The sequence below is a fragment of the Sphingomonas sp. FG14 genome, from assembly GCF_057809675.1.
On sequence record NZ_JBMDKK010000001.1, the window covers coordinates 424,390 to 436,719 of the forward strand.

The following is a 12,330-nucleotide window of genomic DNA, read 5'->3' on the forward strand; positions in this document are numbered from 1 at the left end:
GTCATGACGACACGGCAAAGTGCGGAAGCGATCGAGAACGAGGCGGCCGACTGGCTCGCACGGCTCGATCGTCATGGCCCTACGCCCGAATTGCTGGCCGAACTGGATCGCTGGCTGGCGGGCGACACCCGCCGGCGCGGTGCATTGCTGCAGGCGGAAGCCGCGTGGAACCTGCTGGTCGGTGAATTCGCCGCACCAGCGGAGCGGGAGGCGGGCATATTGCCCATGCCTTCGACATCCGGGCTGTTCAGCCGCAGGCGCCTGATCGCTTCGGGCGGTGCGGCCGCGCTCGCGGCATCGGTCGCGGGGGGGGCGCTGCTGATCGGGCGCGGCGAAGGCTATGATACCGCGATCGGCGAAATCCGCCGCGTTCCGCTTGCCGACGGATCCATCGCGACGATCAACAGCGCCAGCCGGTTGACGGTTGCGCTTGCCCCGGAACGGCGGACCGTCCGGCTGGACGAAGGCGAGGCCTGGTTCCAGGTCGCGCACGACCAGGCGCGCCCCTTCGTCGCGGAGGCGGGACGCATCCGGGTTCGCGCTGTCGGCACGGCTTTCGCCGTGCGCCGGCGGGCGGAAGGCGGGAGCGGGATAGGTGGGGCCGAGATTCTGGTGACCGAAGGTGTGGTGGAGGCTTGGGCCGATGGTGCGGAGGGGCAGGCGATCCGGCTGTCGGCGGGGCAGCGCGCCTTTGTCGCCGATAACGCCGCGGTGACCGGCCGGGCCGATGCTCCCGCCGAAGTGACGCGCGCACTCGCCTGGCGCGCCGGGCAGATCGACCTGGCGGGAGAGAGCCTCGCGCACGCCATCGCTGAATTCAATCGCTATAATGGCGTGAAGCTGGTGCTGACCGACAAGACGCTCGCGAATGAGCCGCTTTACGGCGTGTTCCGTGTCGACGATCCGCAGAGTTTCGCCGACGCCGTGCATCGCGGTTTCGAGGTGCCGGTGAAGACGGCCGGAAACGAGATCCGGATCGGCGGATAGGAAGATTGAAAAAAATGACGGGGTGGTCCCCGGAAAGCCGTCGCTCGACTGTCTAGGCTCCGGAAGCGGGAAGGCCGCAAGGGCAAGGGACAGGGGGAAACGGGAATGACGATCGCATGCAAATCGAGGGCGCATGTGGTGCGCTGCGCCTGGCTGGCGGCCGCCGCGACGATTGCGCTGTCCTGCGCGGCGCCGGCCATGGCGCAATCACGTCCTTTCGATGTGCCGGCGCAGCCCGCGATCGAGGCGGTTTCGGCGCTGGCGCGTCAGGCCGAGGCGCAGATCCTGCTGCCCGGCCGGATCGCGCGCGGCGTGCGGACCAATACGGTCACCGGCGACATGACGATAGAGCAGGCGCTGCAAAAGCTGCTCGCGGGCACCGGCCTGTCGGCGCAGAAGACCGGGGCAAGGACATGGACGATCGTCCGCAACGCTGCCGCGGTGGGAAACGTGCCGGCGGCGGGCGTCGCCGATGAGCAGGCCGCCCTCGCCGGACAGGAGGGAGGCGCGGAGATCACCGTCACCGGCACGCGCATCCGTGGAGCGACGACGCCTTCGCCGGTGATCCAGCTCACGCGCGAACAGGTGCGCGACGCCGGTTTCACCGAGCTTGGCCAGGTGATCCGCAGTATCCCGCAGAATTTCTCGGGCGGGCAGAATCCCGGCATCGGCTTGGGCGCTGGCGGCATCAACAACCAGAATATCTCGTCGGGCTCGGCGCTCAACCTGCGCGGCCTGGGGCCCGATGCGACGCTGACGCTGCTTAACGGGCGCCGCATGTCGTATAACGGCTTTGTCCAGGCGGTCGACGTCTCTGTGATCCCGGTGGGGGCGCTCGACCGGATCGAGATCGTCGCCGACGGCGCTTCGGCGATCTACGGGTCGGATGCGGTGGCGGGCGTAGCCAACATCATCCTGCGGCGCGATTTCGACGGCGTCGATGCGACGGCGCGCTTCGGCCTGCCGACCGATGGCGGCGGCGAGCAATATCAGCTGGGCGCGACGGCGGGTACGACCTGGGCGAGCGGCGGCCTGATCGCCGGCTATGAATATACCGATGCCAGGGCAATCTTCGCGGATCAGCGCAGCTATACCGGTTATATGCCGGATCCGAACCTGATCTATCCGTCGCGCCGGCAGCATAGCGCGATCGTGAATCTGCATCAGGGCATCACCGATTTCCTGGAGTTCAGCGTCGACGGGCTCTACACCCATCGCGCATCGAGAACCGGCCTCTCCTCGCAACCGGCACAGTTCGTCCGCCAGGCGGTCGAATCCACCGTCTATGCAGTCTCACCCAGCCTGAAGGCGCGCCTGCCCGGCGACTGGTCGGTCACGCTCGGCGGTAATTACAGCCGCGACAAGACCGAGTTCGACGCCAGCTATTCGATCTATTCGATCAATCGCCAGATCGATTCCCGCGGCTGCTATTGCAACGAAAGCCATGCGGTGGAGATCGATGCGGAAGGGCCGTTGTTCCACCTGCCGGGCGGCGATCTGCGTGTCGCCGTGGGCGCCGGATATCGGCGCAGCGATTTCGACTATATCTCCTACACAAGGCTGACCCGCGAGAGCGGCCGGCGCAGCAGCCGCTATGCGTTCGGCGAGGTTTCGATGCCGCTGGTTGGCCCCGGCCAGGGCATATCCGGGATCAACCGGCTGACGGCGACGGCGGCGCTGCGCTACGAGGATTATGGCGATACCGGCAGCATCACCACGCCCAAGCTCGGGCTGATCTACGAACCGATCCCGGACTTGAGCCTGCGCGCATCCTGGGGGCGATCGTTCAAGGCGCCGACATTGCTCCAGCAATATTCGGAATCGATCGTCTATCTGATGGCGATCGACGAATTCGCGGGCGTGAACTATCCGCCAGGATCGACGGTGCTGATGTCCTATGGCGGCAACCGCAACCTGAAGCCTGAACGGGCCGAGACCTGGTCGACGACAGTCTCCATCCATCCTCGCGCGCTTTCCGGATTGCGGATGGAATTGAGCTATTTCAACGTCGATTACCGTGACCGCGTCGTCCAGCCCATCACCTTCACCGAACGCGCCTTCGTCGATCCCGCTTATCGCCAGTTCCTGACCCTGGGCCCGTCGGCCGCGGCGCAGGGCGATCTGATCGCGGCTTCGGCAACAGGGATCACATATAACAGCGCGGGCGAGGATTATGATCCGGCCAAGGTCGTCGCCCTGCTTCACAATCTCTACACCAATGCGGCGCGATCAAAGGTCAGCGGTGTCGACCTGACAGCATCCTATGCCTTCGATCTCGGCGCGGGGCATGCGCGGCTCAGCGGATCCGCGACCTGGCTGAAGGGCAGCCAGCAGAACAGCACGGGCGAACCCGCGTTCCGAACGGTCGGCCTGGTCTTCAACCCGCCGAAATTCAGCGCACGCGGGGGACTGGTCTGGAACCGGGGCGGATTGACGCTCGCGGGCTTCGTCAATCATGTCGGCAGCGTCACCGACGACACGCAGGCGCCGCCCGCACCGACGGGATCCTTCACCACGGTCGACGCCAATCTGCGCTACCGCACCGATCCCGGACGCTCGATCCTCTCGGACGTGGAACTGGGCCTGTCGATCCAGAACCTGTTCGACAGGAGCCCGCCCCGGATGACGCCGATCGTCGACTATGTCGTGAACTATGACTCGACCAACTATTCGGCGATCGGCCGCTTCGTCAGTCTGTCGGTGACCAAGCATTGGTGAACCGGGCATAGCGCAAAGAACGGTTTTCGGGAGGTTTCCGATGGTCAACGCCATGCGTTCGGGCATGTTGCTGCTCATGTCATGCGCCTTCGGCACGGCGCATGCCGCCAAACCCTATGATGTCGACGACATGCTGGAGGTGGAGTCGGTCGGCGGTGTCCGGTTCGATCCATCGGGCAAACGGCTCATCTACGAGCGTTACGGACCGTTCGATCGTCAGGCAGATTTCGGCCAGCAGGACGTGATCGGCGAACTGCGCTCGAAGATCCTGATCGTCGATCTGGACGGGACGGGGGCATCCTCGCCACTGTTCCCACAGGATCCGGCGAGCGGCTATACGATCAGCGGGCTTTCTCCCGATGGCCGGCGCCTCGTCTTCCGGCATGCCTCGCGCACCGGTGCCAGAGCGGGCGTCGTGCCGCTCGCCGGGGGAGCGGCGCGGGAATTCGATCTTTCGCCGACCTATAGCCCGATCCAGTCGCTGTCCTGGATCGAACAGGGCGTCGTATTCTCCGCCGAACCGGCAGGTGAAGCGGCGGCCGGCGGAACCGCCGCCGCCTTTGCCGGGCTCTGGGCGCGGCGCAATCGCGGCGATGCGCCGACCGCCGGCGTGATCGGCAGCGGCCGTTTTGCCGTCCTTCCGGAAACCTCCGGCGGCCTTGTCGTGGCCGATGCCGGCTCGATGCGGACGGCTCCGCTGGCGTCCGGGCGCTTCTCGACCTGGCACGCATCCGCCGACGGTTCGATCGTCGCTGCGCTTCGAGAGGAACGGCTGGCGATCGATCCTGCGCGGCGGATCGAGCATGGTGCCAATATGGGGGGCATCCAGCGCCGGCTGCTGATCCTCGATCCGCGCGCGGGGGGGGCGCAGAAGCCGGATGAGCCCTGCACCGGCTGCGATGTGCTTGCATCCTCGTTGAACTGGTCGGCCTCCGCGCCCTTGCTGTCCTTCGTCGCGCGCGACGAGGGCAGGGGCTGGGATACTGCCCGCTACAGGATCTACGATCGCCGCAGCGGCCGGGCGTCGACAGTGGATCTCGGCGCGCTCAAGCCGCATGCTGGCCGGATGGGCTTCGCGCTCGATATGCAATCGGCATGGATCGGCGATCGGCTGGCGATCCTCGCGGAACCCGCCGGAACGCCGCCGGGCACGCCCGTCCGGGCGGACTGGTATCTGGTCGGCCGGGGAAAGCCGCGCAATCTGACCGCCGCTTTTGGGGGCGCCGCGCCCAAACTGATCGGGATCGGCCGCGACACCCTGATCGTCCTGCACGATGGAGAGGCCTGGGCGATCGACCGGACTGGCAAGCGCCGCAACCTGACCGCCGCTATCGCCGAACCGGTGCGACCCTGGCGGCCAGTCGGGCCGTTCGGTCCGGTGCCCGAACAGAATCTCCAGCCGAGCGATTGCGTCACCCTGCGGCTCGCCGCCGGGGGCGCCGGCAAGCCGGAGCGGCTGATCTTCGTCGAACTGGCGTCCGGCCTGGTCGACACGGTCGCCGCGTCGCTGCCGGGCGGGGAATTCGTCGCCGCGTCTCCCGTCGGCCGGCGCGCCGCGCTGATCGAACGCGACCGCAACACCACCCTGCTCTCGGTTGTGGGGGCCGACGGATCTCGCCGCGAAGTGGCGCAATTGAACCGGCATCTGCAGAATGTCGTCGGCGGCACGCCGGTCCGTATCGATCACAAGGGGCCGAGCGGCGATGCGCGCACCTCGTGGATCCTGCTGCCGCCCGGTTATCGCCCGGGCATGCCGGTGGCGACGATCGTTAATGTCTATCCGGGATCGTTCTTCACCGGCGGAACCTGGAGCAAATGGTCTCTCGACGACATCCATGCGCTCAACGACCATATCCTGGCGGCGCATGGCTATGCCGTGCTCTATCCCTCGATCCCGGTCGATTACGATCAGCTGCCGCGCGATCCGCTGAAGGGCCTGCCCGAACAGATATTCGCCGCGATCGATGCGGCCGTCGCGCAGGGCTATGTCGATCCCGATCGGCTCGGCGTCCAGGGGCAGAGCTATGGTGGCTACACCACCGGTGCGCTTGTCGGGCTGACCGATCGGTTCAAGACCGCGGTGGCGCAGGCGGGTATCTACGATCTGGTCAGCAGCTATGGCCAGTTCGTGATGGACCTGCGGCTGAAGGCGGAGAAGACCGGGCTCGACCTGTTTTCAACCAGCCTGATGGAAACGGGACAGGGCGGGATGGGGGCGCCGCCCTGGGCCGATCCCGAACGCTATCTGCGCAATAGCCCGCTGATGCATGTCGAGAAGATCAAGACGCCGATCATGCTGATGACCGGCGATCTCGATTATGTCTCGACGACGCAGACCGAGGAGTTCTTCACCGCGCTTACCCGGCTGAACAAGGATGCGGTGATGGTCCGCTATTATGGCGAGGATCATGTCTACAACTCGCCCGCCAACATTCGTGACATGTGGCGGCGGATCCTCGACTGGTATGACAGTACGTTGGGCGGACCGGGCGCGAAGAGCGCGGCTCCGGCACGCTGAAACCGGGCGGTGCGGTTACAATTTGCGACAATATCGTGCCAATCCTGCCATGATTTGACGACAGGTGCCCCCTAGTTCGGCATCAACCGAAGAGCATTCAGGGGCCTGTTGTGATCCAGCGTAAATCCGTCGTGTTCCTTTCCCTCCTGCTGGGCGCCGCCCCCGGCGCCTTGATGGCGCAGGGGGCCGATCCCCAGCGAGCGCCTGCCGCTGCGCCGGCGCAGGCCGAAAGCACCGACGACATGTCCGACGAGGAGATCGTGGTTTCGGGCGTTCGGCCGCGCGGATCCGTCATCGGCACGATCGAACCCGAACAGCGGCTGAGCCCCGCCGATATCCGCGCTTATGGTGTGACTTCGGTTTCCGAACTGATCACCGAACTGGCGCCGCAGACCAATGCCGCCGGCGGCGCCCCCGTGGTGTTGCTCAACGGCAAGCGCATCTCCGGCTTCTCCGAGATCCAGGACCTGCCGACCGAGGCGATCGCCCGCGTCGAAGTGCTGCCGGAACAGGTGTCGCTGAGCTATGGCTATTCGCCCAACCAGAAGGTGGTGAACATCGTCCTGCGCCAGCGCTTTCGCGCGATGACGGGCGAGGTGCGCGGCGGTGTATCGACTGATGGCGGTCGTGAGAATGGCAGCGTCAACACGGGACTGCTCCGGATCCGTGGCGACGATCGCTTCACCGTCGATCTGAAATATTCGCGTGCGGCGGATCTGCTCGAAAGCCAGCGCGATATCATCCCGACCGCGCCGGGGCGCCCCTATTCGCTTGCCGGCACGATCACCTCCACGCTTGCCGGGGGCGAGATCGATCCCGCGCTGTCGGGGCTGGCCGGCCGGACGGTCACGACAGCCGCGGTGCCGGGCAGCGCGGCCGCATCCGCCCCCTCGCTGGCCGATTTCGTCGCGGGTGCTGGCGTTACCGATGTCGACGACCTTGGACGCTATCGCACGCTCAGCCCCGAGACCGAGAATTTCGCGGCGAACGCGACCTATGCGCGCGCACTGGGTGGCGTTTCGGCATCGCTCAACGGCCGGCTGGAACTGAGTGACAGCCAGTCGCTCCAGGGCCTGCCTTCGCTCGCGCTGACCGTGCCGGGGGCCAATCCTTTCTCGCCCTTCGCAGGGGATACGCGGCTGCTGCGTTATCTCGATCAGGATGGTGCGCTGGCCCAGCGCGTGCGCGGCACCACCGGTCATGTCGGCCTGACGCTGAACGGTCGGATCGCCAAGGGCTGGCAATGGTCGTTCACCGGCGCCGGCGATATCTCGGACACCCGCACGCGCACCGATCGCGGCATTTCCGCCACCGCCATCCAGTCTTTGCTCGATGCCGGAGATGCGGCGCTCAATCCTTACGGTGCGTTGCCCGCCAATTTGCTGACCAACCGGCTGACCGACACCGCACAATCGAGATATCGCGCGATCAGCGGCGACCTGCTTGTCAGCGGATCGCTGTTCGATCTGCCTGCGGGCACGGTCACCACATCGATCAAGGCGGGTGCTTCGGCCAACGGCTTCAACAGTCGCTCGATCCGATCGGGTACACCCTATGCGCTTGATTATTCTCGCGAGGTCGCCAGCGGGCAGATCAGCGTCGATGTGCCGCTCACCAACCGCAGCCGCGACGTTCTCGGCGCGCTCGGCGACATCTCGGTCAACATGAATGCCGGTGTTCAGGAGCTATCGGACTTCGGCACCCTGTCGACGCTCGGCTATGGCGCGCGCTGGACGCCGATCGAGCAGGTCCGCATTCTCGTCTCCGCCAACCAGGATCGCGCGGCGCCAACAGGACAGCAGATCAACGATCCGCAGGTGGTGACGCCCAACGTGCCGGTGTTCGACTATGCGCGTGGCGAAACGGTGTTCGTGTCCCAGATTTCGGGCGGCAATGCGCTGCTGCGCGAAAGCGTGCGCGATCAGTTCCGCATCAACGCAACGATCAAGCCCTTCGAGAAGCTGAACCTGACGCTCACCGCCAATTATCTGAACAGCCGCACGAGCAATCCGATCTCGGCCTTCCCATCGCCCACACCCGCGATCGAAGCCGCGTTCTCACAGCGCTTCATGCGCGATGCCGATGGCGCGCTGATCCAGATCGATTCGCGGCCGATCAATTTCCTGCGCTCGCACAGCGAAAGGTTGCGCTGGGGTTTCGACCTGTCGATCCCCGTCAAATCGGCGATCCAGAAGAAGATCGAGGCCTGGCGCGCGGGCGGGGCGAAGCCGGAGGATCGGCCGGAGGAATTGCGGGCGCTGTTCGGCAATCGCCGCCGCGAAGAGGGGCGCAATCCCGGTGAGGGCGGCCAGCGCCCCGAAGGCGCGCCGGGCGAGGGTGGCCAGCGCACAGGCGGGCTCGATGGCGCGGGCCCCGGCGGCGGGCCGGGCGGTGGTTTCGGCCGCATGCGCTTCGGCGGCGGTCGCGGCGGGCAGGGTGGTGGTGGCCGCATCCAGCTCGGCCTTTATCACACCTGGCATCTGACCGAATCGATCCTGATCGCGCCGGGCGTGCCCAAGCTCGATCTGCTCGATGGCGATGCGGTGGGATCGTCGGGCGGACAGCCGCGTCACGAGATCGAGGCGCGCGCCGGCTATACCAATAACGGGCTCGGCGCACGGCTCAGCCTCAACTGGGAAAGCGGCACGCATGTCGATGGGGCGCTGGGCGGCACGTCCCGCCTGGAATTCGGCGATCTCGCGACCGCCAACCTGCGGCTGTTCGCCAATCTCGGCCAGATGCCCAAGCTGGTGACGGCGCACCCCTTCCTGCGCGGCACGCAGGTTTCGCTGTCGGTGAACAATCTCTTCAACAGCCGCCGTTCGGTGACCGATGCGACGGGCGCGACACCACTGCGCTATCAGCCCGCCTATCTCGATCCGGTCGGCCGCAGCGTCATGCTGAGCATCCGGAAGCTGTTTTTCTAGGACGGGGCCGCGCCGAGCGGCTAGAGCGGATCCATGCACATCATGAACCGACCGCCGCGCGCATGACTTATTATCTCGGCATCGATGCGGGCGGCAGCCATTGCCGCAGCAGGCTGGTCGACGAGAGCGGCGCGATTCTCGGGACCGGGGAAACCGGACCGGCCAATGCCAAGATTGGCATGGACCGGCTGTCTGCCACGCTGCGTGACGCCGCCGATCAGGCGATCGCGGCCGCCGGCCTCGACGATAACGCTGTCGCCGGAATCCGCGCGGGAATGGGTATTGCGGGCATCCGGCGCCCCGGCGTGCGCGCAGCCTTGGCCAATCTCGACTTTCCCTTCGCCTCGGTCGCGTTCGACACCGATGGGGCGATAGCCAATATCGGCGCGCATCGCGGCGGCGATGGTGCGGTGCTGGTGATCGGCACGGGCAGCATCGCGCAACTGCGCGTCGGCGGGCGCGACTTCTCGATCGGCGGCTATGGTTTTCCGATCTCGGACGAAGGCAGCGGCGCCGCGCTCGGGCTGAGCGCGATGCGGCATGCGCTGCGTGCGCTCGACGGCCGTACCCAGCGCACGCCGCTCAGCGCGGCGGTGACGGAGCGCTTCGGCCACGATACGCTTCAGGCCGTCGCCTGGATGGATGAGGCGACGCCGAAGGATTATGCCGCGCTCGCGCCGCTGGTGATGGACTATGCCGAGGCGAACGATGCGATCGCGCGCTCGATCGTCGAGGATGCCGCGCTCCATATCGAACGCTTCATCGAAACGATCTTCGCCCAGGGTGCCCCCGCCTGTGCGCTTGCGGGCGGCCTCGCGCAACGCATGCGCCCCTGGCTGCGCGCGCGCACCGTCGCGCAACTGAGCGAGCCGCAGGGCGATCCGCTCGATGGCGCGCTGCTGTTGGCGGGGTTCGGGCGCTAGACTCGCTTCTGGCTCTCACTCCCTCAACGTAGAAAGTTCGCCGCCAATCCATGTCCGCGTCACTCGCCGGTCTCGATCGAGATGAACAAGATCGGCCGCCAGCCCCGGCGCGATCGCGCCGGTGCGGTCGGCAAGGCCGAGAAAGGCGGCGGGATTGCCGCTGGCCGCGCGCGATGTCTCGACCAGCGAAAGCCCGATCCAGTCCATCGCGTTGCGGAACGCCTCCACCATGGTCAGCGCCGATCCCGCCAGCGTGCCGTCCGGTCCCCGGCAGATACCGTCAACCATGTGGATCTCGCGGCCCATCAGCGTGAAACCGGGCAGCTTTCCGCCGACGGGCGGCATCGCATCGGTCACCAGCATCACACCGTCGATGCCGCGCGCGCGCACCGCGATCGTCATCGCGGCGGCATGGACATGATGGCCGTCGACGATCAGTCCGAAGCGGCTTTTCTGATCCTCGATCGCGGCGCCGACCATTCCGGGTTCTCGACTGCCGAGTTGCGTCATCGCATTGAACAAATGGGTGAAGCCGTGCAGACCTTCGGCAAGCGCCGCGCGCGTCGTATCGTAGTCGGCCATGCTGTGTCCGGCCGCGACAATCACACCGCCATCGGCGAGTGCGCGGATCGTGCCTGCCGGGGCCAGTTCCGGCGCGATGGTGACCAGTCTTTTTCCGGGACCTGGGCGTGCGAGCAGCGCGATCGTATCCGCATCGAGAATGCGGAATTTCGACGCGTCATGGATGCCGCGCTTGTCGGCATTGAGGAATGGCCCCTCGACATGGATGCCGAGAATGCCGGGCTCGCCCGCCGCGATCGCCGCATCGACGGCATCGATCGCCCGGCCGACCATGGGCAATTCATCGCTGATCAATGTCGGTAGCAGCCCCGTCGTGCCATAGCGTCGATGCGCCGCCGCGATCGCGCGGATGCCCTCCAGCGTCGGCAGATCGTTGAACAGCACGTCTCCACCGCCGTTCACCTGGACGTCGATGAAACCGGGCAGCAGCCAGCCGCCGTCGAGATCGATCGCCTCCACGCCGGAGGCGAGACTGCGTTCCGGCACGATCGCGGCGATATGCGGCCCATCGAGGAGCAGCGCATAGTCGTCGATCACGGCGTCGGGGGTGACGATGCCCGCGCCTTTGAGAGCGATCCGCGTCATAATGTGCGCGTTACCTTGGCAAGATAGGGCGGGCGATCGGGATCGCGGCCGCGCGCGAGCGAAAGAGCGTTCGCGAAACCGTAAAAGGCCTGGATCATCGCGATCGCGCCAAGCACGGGATGTGCGGCTTCAAGCGAGGAAAGGGCGATCGACGCGCCGCGAAGGTCCTCCTTCCGGCCGGTCGCGATCACGGTCGCGCCGCGTTCGGCGAAGCTCGCGATCCGTTCGGCCAGGCCTGTGCGCGCCGCATCTGCTGGGCCGAAGACGAAGACGGGATCGGTCGCTTCCACCAACGTCATCGGGCCGTGCGCGACTTCGGCGCTGCTGAACGCTTCGGCATGGAGACCGGATGTTTCCTTGAACTTGAGCGCGGCCTCGCCCGCGATCGGAAAGGTCAGGCCGCGGCCGAGCACGAGCAGGCTCGTTGCGTCGACAAGCGGCGGGATCGCCGCGCTCCAGTCGAGCGCCGAAGCGGCGCGCAGCGTATCGCCGATGCCGTCGAGCGCCGCCAGCAACGCGCCGTCGCCGCTCCATTCCGCTGTCAGATGCGCGAGTGCGGCGAGCGCGGCGATGAAGCTCTTGGTCGCGGCGACGCTGCTTTCCTGCCCGGCATGAAGCGGCAGCAGGATATCCGCCATTTCGGCGAGCGGGGAGGTTTCATCGTTGACGAGAGCGATCAGCAGGGCGCCTGCCGCCTGTGCTTCCTGCGCCGCGCACAGCAGGTCCGGGCTGCGTCCGGATTGGGAAATCGCGATCATCGGCGTGCCCGCCAGGCGCGGCGAGGTCGCGTGATAAAGCGCGCCGATCGACGGCGCATGGCTGAGGGTCGGCAGTTTCAGCCGGGTTTCGAACAGGACCTTCGCGAACCCCGCCGCCTGGTCCGAACTGCCGCGCGCCAGCGTTGCGGCAAAGGGCGGATCGAGCGCGCGGAGGCGTTCGGCGGCCGACTTCACGGCATCCCGGTTGCGCGCGATCTGGCGTTCGCAGACCGAGGCGGCTTCGCCCGCCTCGCGGATCATCAGGCTTTCGGTAGGCATATGCCTTCAATAGCGATGGCGCGCGCCACGCCAATCATTATTAGAGACGATCA

General features: G+C 66.6%; 7 protein-coding genes. 5 read left to right on the forward strand and 2 right to left on the reverse strand.

Going from position 1 to position 12,330, the window contains the following annotated elements:
- Positions 1 to 3: 3 nt before the first annotated feature.
- The 5 genes from ACODTA_RS01995 (at position 4) to ACODTA_RS02015 (ending at position 10,073) form a co-directional block, all read left to right on the forward strand.
- Entirely contained in the window at positions 4 to 987 is a 984-nt protein-coding gene (locus ACODTA_RS01995) for a FecR family protein (RefSeq protein WP_489064133.1), read from the forward strand.
- A 105-nt stretch (positions 988 to 1,092) separates the two neighbouring features.
- Entirely contained in the window at positions 1,093 to 3,705 is a 2,613-nt protein-coding gene (locus ACODTA_RS02000; protein ID WP_489064134.1) for a TonB-dependent receptor domain-containing protein, read from the forward strand.
- Positions 3,706 to 3,745: 40 nt separating this feature from the next.
- Positions 3,746 to 6,223, forward strand: coding sequence for a S9 family peptidase (locus tag ACODTA_RS02005; RefSeq protein ID WP_489064135.1), 2,478 nt, complete (start codon positions 3,746 to 3,748; stop codon positions 6,221 to 6,223).
- Between the two features lie 110 nt (positions 6,224 to 6,333).
- The gene (locus ACODTA_RS02010; RefSeq protein WP_489064136.1) at positions 6,334 to 9,150 is read left to right on the forward strand and encodes a TonB-dependent receptor; all 2,817 of its coding nucleotides are present in this window, start codon (positions 6,334 to 6,336) and stop codon (positions 9,148 to 9,150) included.
- 62 nt (positions 9,151 to 9,212) lie between these two features.
- Positions 9,213 to 10,073, forward strand: coding sequence for a glucosamine kinase nucleotide-binding domain-containing protein (locus ACODTA_RS02015; protein ID WP_489064137.1), 861 nt, complete (start codon positions 9,213 to 9,215; stop codon positions 10,071 to 10,073).
- A gap of 15 nt (positions 10,074 to 10,088) precedes the next feature.
- Here ACODTA_RS02015 and nagA read toward each other — a convergent pair whose 3' ends face one another.
- Both nagA and ACODTA_RS02025 read right to left on the reverse strand, forming a co-directional pair.
- Positions 10,089 to 11,240, reverse strand: coding sequence for an N-acetylglucosamine-6-phosphate deacetylase (nagA, locus tag ACODTA_RS02020; protein WP_489064138.1), 1,152 nt, complete (start codon positions 11,238 to 11,240; stop codon positions 10,089 to 10,091).
- Positions 11,237 to 12,277 (reverse strand): SIS domain-containing protein, encoded by a 1,041-nt coding sequence (locus tag ACODTA_RS02025; protein WP_489064139.1) that lies wholly within the window; start codon positions 12,275 to 12,277, stop codon positions 11,237 to 11,239. Before ACODTA_RS02025 ends, nagA begins: the two co-directional genes overlap by 4 nt.
- Positions 12,278 to 12,330 lie beyond the last annotated feature (53 nt).